This is a genomic window from Streptomyces sp. SD31 (genome assembly GCF_052068475.1).
In the GTDB taxonomy this organism is placed as follows: Bacteria; Actinomycetota; Actinomycetes; order Streptomycetales; family Streptomycetaceae; genus Streptomyces.
On record NZ_JBQHCX010000027.1, the window covers coordinates 76,331 to 92,051 of the forward strand.

The window sequence follows — 15,721 nt, forward strand, 5'->3', positions numbered from 1 at the left end:
CCCTGACGCACATGGTTCACAGGGCGGGGCCCGAGACCAGGATCGCGAGGACGACGGCCCCGATGGAACTGACCGCAGGACTTTTGGCCTTGATGCCTATGGTGAGCAGCAGCAGGCCGATGATGCCGGTGGCACCGTACTTCCACTGGAGGGTCTGCTCGACGCCGACGACGAACACGGCGGAGAGGAGTGCGAGGACGGGCATCTGTGTTTCCCCCTTCGGGCTCCTGGGGATGGAAGGATTACTTCCGCCAACTCAACCAACTTGACGCCAACTCTGACTAAGTTGTCCCCACTTGGCCCCTACTTTGAAACAAGCTACAAACAACTCCCCTTAGATGGGTGAGAGTTGTAGCGTTTGGTCGTGACCCAGGAGAACGTGGCAGTGAACGGCAGCAGGAGACTCTCGCCCCAGGAGATCGCCGACATCCTGCGGGAACGGATCCGCGTGGGTGACCTCAAGGCGGGCGACCGCCTGCCCACCCAGGCCGAGCTGGCCGAGGAGTTCGGCGTCGAGCGAGGCACCGTGCGCCAGGCCCTGCGCGCGCTCCAGGAGGACGGCTTCCTCACCAACGTCAGCAAGGGAAGCCCGCCGCGGATCGCCGCCCCCGCCCCCACGAGCGGCGCCCCCCAGCCGACGATGGTCAGCCTGGCACCCCGCCTGACGGAGGCCTTCGGGGCCCCGCACGTGCGCGTGGACGTCGTATGCCACACCTCCGAGACCCTGATGCTGGCCCTGGGCGAGCCGCTCCGCCAGATCCACGAGGGCTCGATCCTCCCCGAGTCGATCGACGTCCGCATCCTGCTGCCGTCGCGCGACATCCACCTCGCCTTTCCGGTACTGGTGGACGGGCGGGGGGAGGACGACCCGGTCCACAAGCGGTGGCTGGAGATGCGCAACGCCCAGGCCCAGGTACTGCGCCACAACCTCCAGGCGGTCCGCTCCACGCACGGCATCGACGTCCATGTCACCTTCCGCGCGTTGCCGTTCACACCGCCGGTGAAGCTGTACCTGCTCAACGGTGACGAAGCGCTGATCGGCTACTACGTCCTCACCGAACGCCAGGAGGAGTACGAGAGCCAGACCCTGGACATGTACGACGCCCTCGGCTCACGGTCCCTCCTCTTCTCCTTCGTGCGACAGGCCGGCCAGCGCGACGACGCATTCGTGGAGGAATCCCAGAAGTGGTTCGACGCCCTCTGGGAAACCATCACCACGGACCTGACACTCTCCTAGTGACTTCTGATACGACACAGACCGAACTGGTGACGGCATCGCCGGAGCGCCTGCGGGAGCTGATCGCGCATGCCCGCGTGGTGCTCTGGGATTTCGACGGGCCGATCTGCCGACTGTTCGCCGGGCACTCGGCGGCGCGGGTGGCGGCCGGTCTGGTGGACTGGCTCGAAGGGCGCGGTCTGCACGGCCTGCTGGCGGAGGACGAGCGCAAGACCGAGGACCCCCATGAGGTACTGCGCGCCGTCGACCGGCGGCAGCCCGCCAGCGACCTGGTGACGGAGCTGGAGGAACATCTCACCCAGGGGGAGCTCAAGGCCGTACCGCGGGCGATGCCCACCATGTACGCCGACCCGCTGATACGCACGTGGACCGCGGTGGGGGCCCGGCTGGCCATCGTCACCAACAACTCTCCGAGAGTGGTCGGCCGGTACTTGAGCACCCGCGGCCTCTTCGAGTGCTTCGATCCCCACATCTACGGCCGCACCCAGGACCTCCAGTCCCTCAAGCCCCACCCACGCAACCTCAACCGTGCCCTGACCGCGATGGGGGCCGCCCCGTCCACCGCCCTGTTCATCGGCGACACCCCCACGGACTACGAGGCCGCCCGAGAGGCCGGGGTTCCGTTCCTGGGCTACGCGCGTAACGAGCGCAAGGGGAAGCTGTTGAAGGAGGCGGGGGCGACGGACGTCGTGGGGTCGTTGGAGCCGGTGCTGGTGGCGGTGCGGGCGGGAGGGTGAGGGGTGGACGTGGACGAGCTGGAGGGTGGTGGAGGGCGGGTGTTCGGCTGGTCTGCGAAGCGCTGCGCGACCGGATGACCGTCGGAACGTATCCGGTGGGCTCGTTCCTGCCCTCGCAACGCGACCTCGCGCAGGAGTTCGGGGTCTCCCGGGATACGGTTCAGCGGGCGTTGCGGGAACTGGCCAACGAGGGCTGGATCGAATCCCGTCAGGGCAGCGGCACCCGGGTGGTCAGGGCGCAGCCCATACAGTCCACAGCGCCCCAGGCCACCAGGTCACGGCGAGGCACGACCTTGGGCCCCCTCCTCAGCGAGGCGTTCGAGCGCGCCGAAGTCACCCTGGACGTCTCTACGTTGACGTCCGAGTCCCTGGACGCGCACGTGCGCCTCCAGGCAGAACGCATCCGTGACCGAGTCATCAAGCCTCAGCGCATCGCCCTGCGCATGCTTCTGCCTGACGAGCGGCTGCCTCTGACCTATCCACGTGCCAAGGACGACAAGGACGACCCACGCCTGTCTCAGCGACTGCTGGACATCACTGAGCGGCACACCACCTCGCTGCGGGAGTCGCTGAGGTCCCTCGCGGTCGAGGGGTTGGTGCCCTCGGTCGACGTGGAGTTCCGCCGGGTGCCGCTGACCCCGACCTTCAAGCTCTACCTCTTCAACGGTGGCGAAGCGTTGCACGGGATGTACGAAGTGATCGAACGGCGGATCATGCTGGATTCCGGTGAGGAGATCCCCGCGCTCGACGTGCTGGGTCTCGGAGCCGCCCTCACTCACCACGTGAGGGACGACGATCCGAACTCGTCGGGGAGCGTCTTCGTGGACAGCATGCAGTCGTGGTTCGACTCGGTCTGGAACCTGCTCGCCGAATGATGGCCACAAGTGGCTAGCGGCCGCCCCGCGCCTCGGGCGGCACCCAGCGCGGATCGGCGATGACGGGATTCTCGGGCTTTATGTACTCCAGCTTCTCCCAGAGATTCCGGTGCCACTCCATGTGATGCTCTGCTATCTCCTGAGTGTCCCGAGAAGTGGACCGCATGTCCCAGCCGATGACGCGAGCCTTGCCGTATCTGTGTCCGAAGCCCTCGGTGTCGAGGATGCGGAAGTCGTCGTCGCGCCAGGATATGGTCCGGTCCTTGATTCCGTACGGCTGGTGGAAGACCTTTTCCTGGTTGAAGATGTAGAGCTTGCGCTCCGGGATCTGCGGCGACTCCCGCACCTCGCACGTGATGGTGATACGAGGGTTTCGTTCACGCACCCGGTCCAGGAGACGCTTGAGTTCGTTCCAGTTGGGCTTGGTGAACGCGTCTCGCATCCGTTCGCGGTTCTCGGTCGAGTCGGTGAAGTACAGCGTTCCGGCGGGCAGTCCGGCGCTCGGGGGAGCGGGTTCGAGTTTTCCGGGGAGGCTCATCGGAAGATTGAGGTGGGCGATGATGATGCGCAGGGTCAGCTCCTGCGTGTGCACTTCCTCGTCGGCCAGCTTTTCGAGGGACGGCCTGAGAAGCGTGAGCAGCGTCTCCATCGTGAACCCGGAGAAGTCGATGCGGATGTGCCGCGCCTCGAACGTCTCGCGCATCGGGCGGAACAGGTCGTGCCAGGTGGCCATGACGTGGACGCCGTCTGGTTCCTGCCGCGACTCGGAGTCGCTGATGGCGTCGAAGAGGATGAGTGCCATGAGGGCGGCGAAGGAACCGCCGAGGAAACTCTGGTCCTTGAGCAGGTCTCCGAGCGGTTCGATGATTTCGGCCGCAATGCCCAGTGCGGCCACGAGGGCCAGGAGCGATTTGACGATCCGGGGTTTCCACGCGCTCAGCGAATGCCGTACGCGATCGAGCCTGGACGGGCCGTCGTCGCCCGGACCGCGAGGAGACACCCGCTACCCCCTGTGCTGCCGCGGACATGCGCGGCGACGATGCCTGTCGATCCCCGAGCAGTCCATGATGCCCGGGGCAACTCGGCGGCACCAGAAGGTCAGTTCGGCTTGCGCAGCGCTTCTGCCGCGCTGATGAGGGGAGCGTGCGACGACACGACGGCGTCGGCACCGAGCCGCCTCATCTCCGCTGCGCGTTCCTGGGAACGGGTGTATCCGATGAAGCGGGTCTTCGCGGCCTGGGCGGCCGTCAGATCGGTGATCTGGTCCCCGATCAGGACGCAGGCGGCGGGCCGCAGTCCCAGGGACTTCGCCGCGCGGTCGAGGGAGTCCGGGTGGGGCTTCATGTTGAGGGGTTCCTGCGGGTCGCGCCCGATGACGGCCGTGAACTCCCGCCGCACCTTCATGCGCTTCAGGTACCTCCTGATCGGTCCCGGAGCGTTGTTGCTGACGATCGCGAGGCGTTTGCGGGCCACGCGGAGTGTGCTCACGAGACGGATGACGTGTGGTGCTGAACGGGCCGAGTCGATGGCGGTGAACTCCTGCTCCGCCACGATGTCCTCCGCCAACTCAAGTGCCTTTTGGAGCCAGGGGGGAACAGGGAGGGGCCCGTCGTACATATTCCTGATATGCCGCAGGATGTGGTGGGAGTCGTCGCAGTCCTCGACGTCCGGGCTCAGGTCGGGCCCCGATACGGAGCGCACCGCGTCCTTGATCTCGTCGGCTACGGGTGCGGTGGAGACATCACCGAAGAGATCGCAGACGGGCCCGTCGAAGTCGAGGAGCACGGCATCCGCGTTCTCGAGAAGCCTGAGCAGAGTTCCCTGATCGTCGAATGCGTCGCCCATCGGTCTCCTCCCGGCCACCCGGTTCAGTGTGGACCACGGTGGTCCGGGCGGCCAGCGTCGCAGGTCATGGCGTGCAATCCAGGCATGCGCGTACCCGTCGTCAGATACGCGGGCATTCGTCAGTCGTGAGGGGAAGCCCGGCACGGACGTGTCGCGGGCTTCTGGCACGATACTCACCGGCGGGGGAGTAATGTGCTGCCACTCCGGTGCCCCTCCGCAAGGGCCCAAGGTGAAAGAAACGGGCCATGTCACCCGAACCAGCTTCCGTCGCTCGGCTGCACGCGGTCGGGATGAGTGGAGATCCCGGTGCGGTCGAGGGACCACTTCAGGGCTACCACCACGAGACCTACGTGTTTTCGCTGCCGGCGCGAGCGGGTTCGATGGATCCGGGGCGGTGGAAGTGCCGGGAACCCCGCAGCAATCTCCTCTGGTTCGACAGGCGGTGCTTCGCCTCGGAAGAGCAGCTGTTGAAGGCTCTGCTGGGGCGTATCGGCCACATTCCGGATGTCATCGACGTCAACGGTTGTGGCTTGCAGCGATTCATCGAAGGAGTCACCCTCGGGTCTCTTCATGCGTCCGGGCAGGGAATTACCGATGACCTCTTCCGGCAGATCGTGGACCTCTTCGGTCAATTGGCGGGCGTGGCTGCCGGCGACCTCGCGATCGATCGGCGGTGCGATGCCACGGACATGCCGCCGGACGGTGACACCAATGGATTCCTGGAGCGGCTCGTCTATTTCACCGAAGAGCGCGTCTATGTGGAGAACCTGAAGGACTTCGAGGCGCTTTTCAAGGACCTCGGCGTGGAGGCCGACGCGTTCAAGCAGCTACGCAAAAGTGTGGCGGGTCTCCAGCAGCGACCCTTCTGCCTGTTGCACGCCGATCTGCATCGGGAGAATTTCGTCATCGATCCCGAGCGAAGGCTCTGGACGATCGACTGGGAACTGGCGATGGTCGGTGATCCGCTCTACGACCTCGCCACGCACCTGTATCTGATGCGATACCCGGTACGGCAGGCGCGCCGGATGGCGAAGCAGTGGCGTACCGCCGTCGAAGAGGTCCGCCCGGGCAGCGCGAAGGGCATGGAGGACGATCTGGACCGGCTCATCGACTACAAGAGAGCCCAGTCGGTGTTCACCGATGTCATTCGCGAGGCCCTGAAGTTGGGGGCGGCGCCGCACTCGCACTGGGGCCAACTCGTCCACGCGGGACTGAAACTGCGGCGCGTCCTGATGGACGCCGCCGGCCCTCTGGGGCTGGACCACGTGCCGAGTGCAGCTCGGATCATGGCGGCGCTCACGCGATGGTGCCGTGCACAGGAAGCGGCGGGCGTACTTCACGGCAACTGACACGGTGCCGCGCGTGGTCTACGACGAGTTCGTCAGTCGCGCGGTGCGGGACGGGGATGCGAGTGCGACCGGAGATCCGTAACCGCATGTACCGGGGTGGCAGAGGGCCCTGCCGGACACTCACACCCGTGGCTGGAGCGAGGACTGGAGGGTCTACCGGCTGTGACCGGCACTGTCTGCCGCCCCGTCGAAGGCGTTCCGGCTCCGTGGCAAGCAGGATGAGCAGGCGCCGTGCGCGAGGGTGCGTAGGCTCACCGCTATGAGCAAGCCAGGCAGCACGGAGACCGGCCTCCGCGAGCGCAAGAAGCAGCGGATGTACGAGACCGTGTCGGAGACCGCCATCCGTCTCTTCCTGGAGAAGGGCTTCGACGCCGTATCCGTGGCCGAGGTGGCCGCCGCTGCCGAGATCTCCAAGCCGACGCTGTTCCGGTACTTCCCGGCGAAGGAGGACCTCGTCCTGTACCGGATCGCCGATCACGAGCAGGAGGCCGCCCGGATCGTGGGCGGGGCGCAGGGATCGCCTCTTCGTGCGCTGCGGCGGCACTTCCTCGACGGGTTGGAGCGGTGTGATCCGGTCACGGGGCTGAACGACCATCCCGAGGTGCTCCGCTACCACTCGCTGTTGTACGGCACCCCGTCGCTGGCCGCGCGCATGTACGCCTACCTGGAGCGCTCGGAGGCCGCGCTCGCCGACGCGCTCGGCGGGGACCTGGACGCACGGCTGGCCGCCGGGCAGATCGCCGCCGTGCGGCGGATTCTCGCTCTGGAGAACTGGCGGCGGATCGCGGGCGGGGAGCGGGTGGAGGACGTACGGCCCGATGCCGTGGCCGCTGCCGAGCGGGCGTTCGACCTGCTGGCGAAGGGGTTGCCGTACCTGTCCGGGTGAGTGGACTCGGAGTGAGATCAAGTAAAAGATTTAACTCGGTTACGTTATTTAGGTACGCTTGCTCGAATGACGTCAACCGAACCCGCCCTCCGGCATGCCCTCACCGAAGAACGAGCCCACCACGACCGTTGCCGCGCCGCCCTCGCCGCCATGGTCGACGGCGCCCAGGAACAGGTCGTCATCGGCGAGGACGTCTCCGCCTCCGGTGCCGACGCCGAGGTCCTCGGGTATCAGCTGCGCAGTCAGGCCAAGGAACTCCGGGAGCTGCCCGAAGGGCCCCTGTTCTTCGGGCGGCTGGACTTCGGCGAGGGCGGTGAACACGGCGGGCAGAGCTACCGCGTCGGACGGCTGCGGATCACCGAGCACCCCGCCGCCCCGCCCCTCGTCGTCGACTGGCGGGCTCCTGTCTCCCGCGCCTTCTACCAGGCCTCCGCCCGTGATCCGCAGGGCGTCGCCGTACGGCGGCGGTTCGGCTGGGCGCCGGGGAGCCGTGGGGACTCCGCCGACCTCACCGGGCTGGAGGACGAGCACCTCGACCGGGGCGAGTCCCGGGCCAGCGACATCGTCGCCCGGGAGATCGAGCGGCCCCGCGTCGGGCCCATGCGCGACATCGCGGCCACCATCCAGCCCGAGCAGGACGATCTCGTACGAGGCGATCTCGCCCTGTCGGTGTGTGTGCAGGGCGCTCCCGGCACCGGCAAGACCGCCGTCGGCCTGCACCGCGCCGCGTATCTGCTCTACACCCACCCGCAGCGCATCCGGCGCGGCGGACTGCTGATCCTCGGCCCGAACCGGACCTTCCTGTCGTACATCTCCGAGGTACTGCCCGCCCTCGGCGAGACCGGCGTACGCCAGTCCACGCTGCGGGACGAGATCGCCCGGCATCCGGTCACCGGCGATGACGAGGGGCGGGCCGCCGTCGTGAAGCACGACGAACGGATGGCCGAGGTGCTGCGGCGGGCGTTGTACGCGCGGGTGAGTGCCGAAGGGGTCAACTCCCTTGTGCTGGCCGAAGGTTCGTATCGGTGGCGGGTCTCGGTGGGTGAGCTCGTGCGGATCGTGGCGGGGGTGCGGGAGGAGGAGCCGCCGTACGCCGTCGGGCGGGAGCGGGTGCGGACCCGGGTGGTGCGGTGCATCCGCGACCAGGCCGAGCGGCGCAGCGGGGTGCGGAGCAACGCGTGGGTGCAGAAGGTCTCGCGGTCGCGGGCTGTGGGGGCGTACGTCGATGCCGTGTGGCCGCGGGTGCGGCCGGAGGAGGTGGTGGCCGAACTGCTCGCCGATCCGGGGGTGTTGGCGGCCGCCGCCGAGGGGCTGCTGGACGCCGAGGAACAGAAGGCGCTGCTGTGGGCGAAGCCGCCGCGGTCCTGGAAGTCCGCGCACTGGTCGGCCGCCGACCTCGTGCTCCTCGACGAGGTGGCGGGGCTCATCGAGCATCCGCAGGGGTACGGCCATCTCGTCGTCGACGAGGCGCAGGACCTGTCACCGATGGAGTGCCGGGCGATCGCGCGCCGGGCGGCCTTCGGGTCGTTGACCGTCCTCGGGGATCTGGCGCAGGGGACGACGCCCTGGGCGGCGCGGTCGTGGGAGACGGTGCTGCGGCATCTGGGGAAGCCGGACGCGGTGGTCGTACCGCTCACGACGGGGTTCCGGGTGCCGGGGGCGGTGCTGGCGCTGGCCAACCGGCTGCTGGAGCGGGTGGACGTGGAGGTGCCGCCGGCCCGGTCGCTGCGGGGGGACGGGGAGTTGCGGTTCCGGGAAGCGGTGGACGGTGACCTGATGGGTGCGGTCGTGGGTGCCGTACGGGATGCGCTGGGCCGGGAGGGATCCGTGGGGGTCGTCGCCGCCGACGGGGGCGCGGCCCGGGTGCGGGAGGCGCTGGCGGCCGCCGGGATCGAGGCGGGGGGTGCGGACGAGCTGGGGGCGCGGGTGGCCGTCGTGTCGGTGAGTGTGGTGAAGGGACTGGAGTACGACCATGTCGTCGCCGTGGAGCCGGCGGCGATCGTGGAGGCGGAGGAGCGGGGGTTGCAGCGGCTGTATGTGGTGGTGACGCGGGCGGTGTCGGGGCTGGAGGTGGTGCACGGGAGGCCGTTGCCGTTCTAGCGGGTGTGCGGGCTGCTTCAGTGGTCGTGCGGGCGGCTTCAGCGCTGGTGCCGGCGGCTTCGGCGCTTGTGCGGCGGCGGGCTCCCGTGCGTCACCGTCGGCCGTTACATGGCTTCCAGGACCGGGATCAACTGCTCCTCCTCGTACGTCAGATGAGCCTCCAGCTCCGTCGTGAGGCGCTCCACCTCGGTGCGGGCGGCGGCCGGGTCCGGGTGCTCGGCGGTCACGACGCGACGCAGGTCCTCGACGAGGGCGGCGATGCGCTCGTGCTCCTCCCGGAGGCGGGCCAGGGCCGGCGCGAACTCGGGATGGCGCTCCGCCAGGACCGGGAACATGCCGAGGTCCTCGCCGGTGTGGTGGTTGTGGAGGCCGGCGCAGAAGGTGAGGCAGTTGACGCGGAGCTGGGCGCCCAGGGTGCTGCCGCCCTTCTCAACGCTCTTGCTCATCTCCTCGCGGATCAGGGCGAGTTCGCGGCGAAAGGCGTCGTGGACGACCTTGATGGCCTCGCCCATGGAGGACGCGTTGATGTTCGGGGGGCCGCCCTGGGCGATCTCGTACAGGGCGACCACGGGAATCACCCGCTCCGTCTTCTCCTGGTACGCCGCCCAGCCCGGATCCGCCTCGACGGCCCGCGCGAAGGCCCGGTCACGCTCCTCGCCCTCGAGGACGACCGCCCGGGCCTCGTAGGTGAACGCGCCGCTTTCGATGGTGGCCCGGGGGTTCGCGACGAGGTTGTGGAACCAGGCCGGGTGCTTCGGGGAGCCGCCGGCCGAGGCGATGACCAGGACGCGGTCGCCACCGTCGGGGAGGTAGCCGACGGGGGTGGTGTGCGGGCGGCCGGTGCGGGCGCCGGTGGTGGTGAGGAGGATCAGGCGGGCGCCCTCGAAGTAGCCGCCGACGCGGCCCTTGTTGGCGCGGAACTCGTCGATGACCTGTTGGTTGAAATCGTTGGGCAACTCTTTCTCTTTCTCTCTCGCTGGTTTCCTCATGGACGGAAGGCGAAGAGAAAGAGGCGGGCTCCTGGCCCGCCGCGACCTCACTCAGAGGCCGGGCAACACCCAACTCGCTCACGGCACATGGCCGACCCGGCAGTCATGGGCACGACCATAGCTTTGCTCCCATGACCACCGCGACCGAATTCCAGGACATCCCTACCGGTCCCGCACCGGTCCCGCGCGTCGCCGGACCGGCGTTCACCGTGTCGTGCCCGCCCGAGGACAACCTCATGCTGAGGATGGACGACGCGAACGCGGCCCTCGCCCCCCGGCTCGGGCCGCGTCTCCGTCTGAGTCGACGACGAGATCACCGGCGCCGACTGGGCCTGGGTGGCCGCCCACCACCCCGCGCCCGCCCTCGTCCACCGCGTCGACCACCGCTACGGGATCACCGACCGGGACTTCGCCGTCCTGGAGGAGTGGGTCACCGCAGGTGGCGGCCCAGCAGCTCGGTGACGCGGGTGATCCCGTCCGTCCCGTGCCCGAGCCCGACGACCCGGCGAGCCTGACCCTCCGCGGCGCGCATCAGGCTGGCGTCGATCCCGTGGGACTCGGAGGTCTCGATGATGTGGGCCATGGTGGACACGGCGGAGGTGATCGGGTTGAGCTCGCCGGAGTAGGTGCCGTCATCGGCGTCCCTCGCGAACTCCTCGAAGAGCGGCGACATGATCGCGCCGATGCCCTGCGCGTGGGGGAGCAGTTCCCGCGCGGTGATGCCCTCGGCCCGGGCCACGGCCAGGGCGTGCGCGTAGCCCGACATCGCCGTCCAGAAGATGTCGAGCAGGGCGATGTCGTACGCGGCGGCCCGGCCGACCTCCTCGCCCAGGTGGGTGTGGGTGCCGCCGAGCGACTCCAGCACGGGCAGGTGCTCGCGGTAGAGATCCTCCGGACCGCTGTAGATGACCACTGCTTCGGGTGTCCCGATGGTCGTGGTCATCGACATGATCGCGCCGTCCAGATAACGGATGCCGTGCGTGGCCGCCCATTCGGCCGTGTCCCGGGCCCGGGCCGGGGTGTCGGCGCACAGGTTCACGACCGTACGGCCCTTGAGCGCGTCGGTGACCGGGTCCTGTCGCAGGACGGCGTCGGCGGCGTCGTAGTTCACCACGCAGACGACGGTCAGCGCACTGGCGGCGACCGCCTCCGCCGGGGACGCGGCGGCCGTGGCACCGCGGTCGAGAAGCTCCCGGTCCCGCCCCGGGGTGCGGTTCCAGACGGTGACCCGCAGCCCCGCGTCCAGGAACGCGCCTGCCAGGGCCCGGCCCATCGGGCCCAGACCGAGGACGGTGACGGCGGATTCGCCGACGTAGGTAGACATGACTCAACTCCCTGTAGGGTGGCGATAATTGATGACAAAAGGGGTGTCGCATGAGGGGTGGGACATGACGCATCGGCGCCACGACCCGAATGTGTGCGGGGTGACCGCCGCGATCGCCGTGATCGACGGCAAGTGGAAGACGTCGCTGCTGTGGCTGCTGGAGTCCGGCCCGCTGCGCCCGGCGGAACTGCGCCGCCGGCTGCCGGGCCTCAGCGAGAAGGTGCTGACCCAGGCGCTGCGCGAGATGGAGACGGACGGACTGGTGCACCGCGAGGTGTACGACGTCCTGCCGCTGAAGACCGTGTACTCCCTGACCGGGTACGGCCGTGACCTGGCCGAGGCTCTCGGCCCGCTCTCCGACTGGGGCCACCGCCGCCTGGAGCGGCTGACCGAGGCCCAGTCGGCCTCCTGACCTGAACGCCACCTCCGTCCGTCGCACGACCGGGCGCGTCCGGCGCCTCGTCGATCACCCGTATCCAGGGTCGGACGGCGGCGGAGCGCTGCCAAGTACCCACAAAAAAGTGGGTACGAGCCGTACGGCTCAGGCCGGCTCCGCCCGGAACCCCTGGCGCCACGACGGACAACGCGGCTCCCAGCCCAGCTCCCGCCCGGCCTTGGCGTTGGAGAACCCGCGCCCCTCGGTCATCATCGTCACCACCACGACGTCCCCGGCCAGCAGCCGGGCCAGCCACGTGGGCACCCGAAGCGGAGGCTTCGCCCCCGCGCACGCCGCCAGATACGGCAGCCACTCACTGGCCGGCGCCGGTTCGTCGTCGACGATGTTGAACACGCCCCTCGCCCCCTGCTCCACAGCCAGTAGCCGGTGCCGCGTGGGAGACGCCGGTCGCCTCGGCGGCGGCCGGCAGGTGATCCGTCCCCTCGGTGCGCAGTCGGTTGGTGGGGGCGAACCACCGGTCGAAGTGCCGGATGTCCGGCTTGCCGGAGTGCGGCATGGAGATCGCCGTCATCTGCTGCACGATCACGTCCGGCCGGGCCGCGGCCACCGCCGCACCGACGAACACCCGCAGGACACTCACCGTCCCGGTTCCGGAGTACGTCTGTGAAACCTAGGACGAGCGGGGGCCGGGGGAGATCGCGAGGCGGTCACCGTCCAGCGGGCGGCGGTCGCCCGCCGCCCGGCCGTGACGTGCGCCTGGCTTCAGCCGCCGAGTACGGGCAGGGAGACTCCGCAGCGGACGGGCTTCGCGTGGGCGGGGTCGAGGGCGTTCGTGACGAGTTGGGCGGCGTTGGTGTCGTAGGCGAGCGAGAGGTGTTCGGAGAGGTCCTGGGGGCAGACGTCCTGGATCGTGATGTTCCGGACGGTCGCGCCTGGTCCCGCGGTCAGGAACTGGTTGGTGTAGGGGGTGACCACCTCGTCGAACCGGGTGGCGATGACCGTGTAGTGGACGCCCGGCTGGGTGTCCCCGTCCCGGTCCAGCTTCCTGTTCACTTCGGAGCCGACCATCTGGTCCGACCATGCCTGGCCGACCAGGGCGGACACGGTCGGGTTGAGACCCAGCTTGGTGGCCAGTGTGCCGAGGCCCAGAGCGGTCGTGCCGTGGTTGGACGGGGCCAGGCCGATGAGGCGGCGCACCTTGTTCCGCTTCGGCTGCCCGGGATCCGTGCCGCCCTCGAACCGCAGATACCAGCGGGGCGTCACACCGCCGCCCTGGGAGTGCCCGACGAGGTCGACCTGGCGGGCGCCGGTGACCTTGAGTACGCGGTCGACATATCCGGCGATCTGCCGTGCGGAGTCCGGGATCGGCCCGCTGGCCTTGAACGGACTGCCCGGCGCGCCGCCGTAGTTGGGGGTGAAGACGCAGTAGCCCTGCTGCTTCAGCCACGGAGCCAGCATGCTCCAGTCGGAATAGGCGTTCGTCCAGGTCGCGTGCAGCAGTACGACCGGACGCGGGTGCTCACGCGTGGGCCGGCAGCTCCAGTCGTCGGCCCCTGCCGGGGGCACGTCCGGGTGGACGAATCCGCCGACGAACGCCGCGGGGACATCGAGGAGCCGGCCCGGCGGTCGCGGCGGCGCGGGCGCGTCGGAGGCGACCGCCGCGCCCTGCAGAGCCCCGGCCAGCGACAGGGCGAGCCCCGCACAGACCGCGGCCCACCTGGCGCGCAGCAGGTTCGACCGTCTCCGGGTAACAATCCGATCCGACACGCGCCACTCCTCGCCTCAGGCCGGCCGGGCGCCGACGCGAAGATGATCGAGGGGCGGATCCACACAGTGCTCAACAGCCGCTCGCGGCCCCACTTATGGAGCAGACCGCTTTCATCCGTCCAGCCCACGGGATGCGGACGGACGGGATGCGGACGGGCTGCGTTCCCACCGACGTCCAGGTGATCCGAAGGCCGGCGGTCACGGCCACTCACCCCTGTCGAGGAAGCGAGGAAGCGAGGAAGCGAGGAAGTGCCGAATGTCAGCCGCCGGCGTCGACATCTGCTCCCCGGCCTCGTTGGTCTGCCGGCTCCGTTCAAGTTCTCACCGACGAGGCACGCGGCCTGTCACAACTGCTCATTCAGCAGCCTTTCTGGATCCAGTTCCGCGACCAGCGGCTGGAGGGGTGCGCGGCCGTAGACGTTCTCCCTGAGGCCCGAACATGATCAGATACTCGACCGGTCCGTCGGATCCGGCGTTCGCGACTCCGTGGGGGATGCGGGTTTCGAACTCGACGACGTCCCCGGCAGTCAGGATGAGGTCCTGGCTGCCGAGTGCGAGCCACAGCCGCCCGTACAGGACGCACAGCCACTCGTGGCCCTCGTGGGACATCTGCCGGGGCCGCCCAGGCGGCTCCGCGACGGCAGGCAGGACATGCTTGTGGGCGTGCAGGCCACCGACGTACCGGGTCAGCGGCAACACCGCCTTGTCGTCGCCGAAGCTGTACGGCGCCGGGCTGCGGGGCTCGGCCGCAGGGGCGGGTGCGGTGCCGGCCAGCTCGTCCAGGGAGACCCCGTATTCCGTCGCCAGCTGCAGCACCACCTCCAGGGTGGGCTTGCGCCGACCGGTCTCGATCCGCGAGAGCGTACTGGGCGAGATGCCGGTCGCGCGGCTGACATCGGCGAGTGTGACGCCACGGCGCTCGCGTACGACCCGCAGCCGGGGCCCCACCGCCGCCAGCGTCTGGGCCACGTCGTCCCCTGCCACCGTCCCCGTTCCTTCCCGCCGTGCCCCTTCACCCCCCTGTCCTGCAAGCTTGCCAGAATGGCAACGCTGATCGCGCCGAGTGGCCGCAGCGCCGCATGATTGATGGGTTCCCGCCGGCCGCCCGCGAACCGAGGAGAAGTCCCCATGCGATCCGAGCCGACCGCCGCACTTCGCCACCGCACCGTCGAGGCCCCTGCCGGGCGCGTGCACCTGGTGGAGCAGGGCACCGGCCCGTTGATCCTGCTCGTGCACGGCTTCCCCGAGTCCTGGTACTCCTGGCGCCGCCAGCTCCCGGCCCTCGCCGCGGCCGGGTACCGGGCGGTGGCGATCGACGTACGCGGCTATGGCCGCTCCTCCAAGCCCGCCGCGACCGACGCCTACCGAATGCTCGACCTGGTGGAGGACAACGTCGCCGTCGTGCGCGCCCTCGGCGAGGAGAGCGCGGTAGTCGTCGGCCACGACTGGGGCTCCAACATCGCCGCCACCTCCGCCCTGCTCCACCCCGGAGTCTTCCGCGCGGTCGGCTTGCTGAGCGTCCCGTACACGCCGCCCGGCGGCCCCCGCCCCACCGAGATCTTCGGCCAGATCGGCGGCCCCGAGCAGGAGTTCTACGTCTCCTACTTCCAGGAGCCCGGCCGCGCCGAGGCGGAGATCGAGCCCGACGTCCGGGGCTGGCTCGCAGGCTTCTACGCGGCCCTGTCCGCCGACACCATGCCGGCCGAGGGCCAGCCCGACCCGCACTTCGTCGCCCACGGCGGCCGGCTGCGCGACCGCTTCCCCGCCGACCCGCTCCCGGCCTGGTTGAGCGAGGAGGACCTCGACGTCTACGCAGGGGAGTTCGAGCGCACCGGCCTGACCGGCGCCCTCAACCGCTACCGCAACATGGACCGCGACTGGGAAGACCTCGCCCCGCACCGCGGAGCCCCGATCAAACAGCCCGCCCTGTTCATCGGCGGCGCCCTGGACGCCTCCACCACCTGGATGTCCGACGCCATCGACGCCTATCCCACCACTCTCCCCGCTCTGTCCGCCTCCCACCTCCTGGACGGCTGCGGCCACTGGATCCAGCAGGAACGCCCCGACGAGGTCAACAGCCTGCTGACCGACTGGCTCGCCACCATCCAGGGCTGAACCAGGCGGGCTACCTCTGAGTCTGTGACTTCCAGCGCTAGGTGTCACCGGTGATGGCGTTTGACCTGACGTGTTCTCTCGCGCTTCCAGCGCCTCCTGT

At 69.3% G+C, this 15,721-nt stretch carries 18 protein-coding genes and 1 pseudogene; 10 read left to right on the forward strand and 9 right to left on the reverse strand.

Features of this window, described 5'->3' with window-relative positions; translation table 11 throughout:
* Positions 1 to 16 precede the first annotated feature (16 nt).
* The gene (locus ACTMVF_RS40465) at positions 17 to 205 is read right to left on the reverse strand and encodes a hypothetical protein (RefSeq protein WP_062723799.1); all 189 of its coding nucleotides are present in this window, start codon (positions 203 to 205) and stop codon (positions 17 to 19) included.
* A gap of 153 nt (positions 206 to 358) precedes the next feature.
* Between ACTMVF_RS40465 and ACTMVF_RS40470 the strand changes: the two genes are divergently transcribed.
* From ACTMVF_RS40470 to ACTMVF_RS40480, 3 genes are all read left to right on the forward strand, one after another.
* Positions 359 to 1,237 carry a GntR family transcriptional regulator gene (locus tag ACTMVF_RS40470; protein ID WP_441276094.1) on the forward strand — a complete coding sequence of 293 codons (879 nt, stop codon included), beginning with the start codon at positions 359 to 361 and terminating at the stop codon, positions 1,235 to 1,237.
* The gene (locus ACTMVF_RS40475; protein ID WP_441276095.1) at positions 1,237 to 1,974 is read left to right on the forward strand and encodes an HAD family hydrolase; all 738 of its coding nucleotides are present in this window, start codon (positions 1,237 to 1,239) and stop codon (positions 1,972 to 1,974) included. The genes ACTMVF_RS40470 and ACTMVF_RS40475 overlap by 1 nt, the downstream gene beginning before the upstream one ends.
* 74 nt (positions 1,975 to 2,048) lie before the next feature.
* Positions 2,049 to 2,849 (forward strand): GntR family transcriptional regulator, encoded by an 801-nt coding sequence (locus ACTMVF_RS40480; protein WP_441276096.1) that lies wholly within the window; start codon positions 2,049 to 2,051, stop codon positions 2,847 to 2,849.
* Positions 2,850 to 2,862: 13 nt separating this feature from the next.
* Here ACTMVF_RS40480 and ACTMVF_RS40485 read toward each other — a convergent pair whose 3' ends face one another.
* On the reverse strand, positions 2,863 to 3,744 hold the full coding sequence (locus ACTMVF_RS40485) for a hypothetical protein (RefSeq protein WP_441276097.1): 882 nt from the start codon (positions 3,742 to 3,744) through the stop codon (positions 2,863 to 2,865).
* Between the two features lie 203 nt (positions 3,745 to 3,947).
* On the reverse strand, positions 3,948 to 4,694 hold the full coding sequence (locus ACTMVF_RS40490; RefSeq protein ID WP_441276098.1) for an HAD family hydrolase: 747 nt from the start codon (positions 4,692 to 4,694) through the stop codon (positions 3,948 to 3,950).
* Positions 4,695 to 4,939: 245 nt separating this feature from the next.
* Between ACTMVF_RS40490 and ACTMVF_RS40495 the strand changes: the two genes are divergently transcribed.
* The 3 genes from ACTMVF_RS40495 (at position 4,940) to ACTMVF_RS40505 (ending at position 9,029) form a co-directional block, all read left to right on the forward strand.
* Positions 4,940 to 6,043: a phosphotransferase gene (locus tag ACTMVF_RS40495; protein ID WP_441276099.1), complete on the forward strand. Its 1,104-nt coding sequence runs from the start codon at positions 4,940 to 4,942 to the stop codon at positions 6,041 to 6,043.
* 259 nt (positions 6,044 to 6,302) lie between these two features.
* Positions 6,303 to 6,929 carry a TetR/AcrR family transcriptional regulator gene (locus ACTMVF_RS40500; RefSeq protein WP_441276100.1) on the forward strand — a complete coding sequence of 209 codons (627 nt, stop codon included), beginning with the start codon at positions 6,303 to 6,305 and terminating at the stop codon, positions 6,927 to 6,929.
* A 66-nt stretch (positions 6,930 to 6,995) separates the two neighbouring features.
* The gene (locus ACTMVF_RS40505; protein ID WP_441276101.1) at positions 6,996 to 9,029 is read left to right on the forward strand and encodes a HelD family protein; all 2,034 of its coding nucleotides are present in this window, start codon (positions 6,996 to 6,998) and stop codon (positions 9,027 to 9,029) included.
* A gap of 104 nt (positions 9,030 to 9,133) precedes the next feature.
* On the opposite strand, the gene ACTMVF_RS40510 is transcribed toward ACTMVF_RS40505, so the two are convergent.
* The gene (locus ACTMVF_RS40510) at positions 9,134 to 9,985 is read right to left on the reverse strand and encodes a nitroreductase/quinone reductase family protein (protein WP_441276102.1); all 852 of its coding nucleotides are present in this window, start codon (positions 9,983 to 9,985) and stop codon (positions 9,134 to 9,136) included.
* A 164-nt stretch (positions 9,986 to 10,149) separates the two neighbouring features.
* Between ACTMVF_RS40510 and ACTMVF_RS40515 the strand changes: the two are divergent.
* Both ACTMVF_RS40515 and ACTMVF_RS40520 read left to right on the forward strand, forming a co-directional pair.
* Positions 10,150 to 10,260: pseudogene (locus tag ACTMVF_RS40515) on the forward strand (RraA family protein); the annotation flags it as partial.
* 94 nt (positions 10,261 to 10,354) lie between these two features.
* Entirely contained in the window at positions 10,355 to 10,480 is a 126-nt protein-coding gene (locus tag ACTMVF_RS40520) for a hypothetical protein (protein WP_441276113.1), read from the forward strand.
* On the opposite strand, the gene ACTMVF_RS40525 is transcribed toward ACTMVF_RS40520, so the two are convergent.
* On the reverse strand, positions 10,449 to 11,342 hold the full coding sequence (locus tag ACTMVF_RS40525) for an NAD(P)-dependent oxidoreductase (RefSeq protein ID WP_441276103.1): 894 nt from the start codon (positions 11,340 to 11,342) through the stop codon (positions 10,449 to 10,451). The two genes, ACTMVF_RS40520 and ACTMVF_RS40525, sit on opposite strands and share 32 nt — an antisense overlap.
* A gap of 64 nt (positions 11,343 to 11,406) precedes the next feature.
* Between ACTMVF_RS40525 and ACTMVF_RS40530 the strand changes: the two genes are divergently transcribed.
* Positions 11,407 to 11,754, forward strand: a complete 348-nt coding sequence (locus ACTMVF_RS40530; RefSeq protein ID WP_441276104.1) for a winged helix-turn-helix transcriptional regulator — start codon at positions 11,407 to 11,409, stop codon at positions 11,752 to 11,754.
* Between the two features lie 129 nt (positions 11,755 to 11,883).
* Here the strand turns inward: ACTMVF_RS40530 and ACTMVF_RS40535 are convergent, their stop codons facing one another.
* The 4 genes from ACTMVF_RS40535 to ACTMVF_RS40550 all read right to left on the reverse strand — a co-directional run bounded on the left by ACTMVF_RS40535 (position 11,884) and on the right by ACTMVF_RS40550 (position 14,490).
* The gene (locus ACTMVF_RS40535) at positions 11,884 to 12,132 is read right to left on the reverse strand and encodes a hypothetical protein (protein WP_441276105.1); all 249 of its coding nucleotides are present in this window, start codon (positions 12,130 to 12,132) and stop codon (positions 11,884 to 11,886) included.
* Entirely contained in the window at positions 12,092 to 12,379 is a 288-nt protein-coding gene (locus tag ACTMVF_RS40540) for a hypothetical protein (RefSeq protein ID WP_441276106.1), read from the reverse strand. Before ACTMVF_RS40540 ends, ACTMVF_RS40535 begins: the two co-directional genes overlap by 41 nt.
* Before the next feature lie 122 nt (positions 12,380 to 12,501).
* A complete protein-coding gene (locus ACTMVF_RS40545; protein WP_441276107.1) occupies positions 12,502 to 13,506 on the reverse strand; it encodes an esterase/lipase family protein in 1,005 nt (334 codons plus the stop codon).
* Between the two features lie 354 nt (positions 13,507 to 13,860).
* Entirely contained in the window at positions 13,861 to 14,490 is a 630-nt protein-coding gene (locus tag ACTMVF_RS40550; protein WP_441276108.1) for a helix-turn-helix domain-containing protein, read from the reverse strand.
* Positions 14,491 to 14,634: 144 nt separating this feature from the next.
* Between ACTMVF_RS40550 and ACTMVF_RS40555 the strand changes: the two genes are divergently transcribed.
* Positions 14,635 to 15,621, forward strand: a complete 987-nt coding sequence (locus ACTMVF_RS40555) for an alpha/beta fold hydrolase (RefSeq protein ID WP_441276109.1) — start codon at positions 14,635 to 14,637, stop codon at positions 15,619 to 15,621.
* The last annotated feature ends 100 nt before the right edge of the window (positions 15,622 to 15,721 follow it).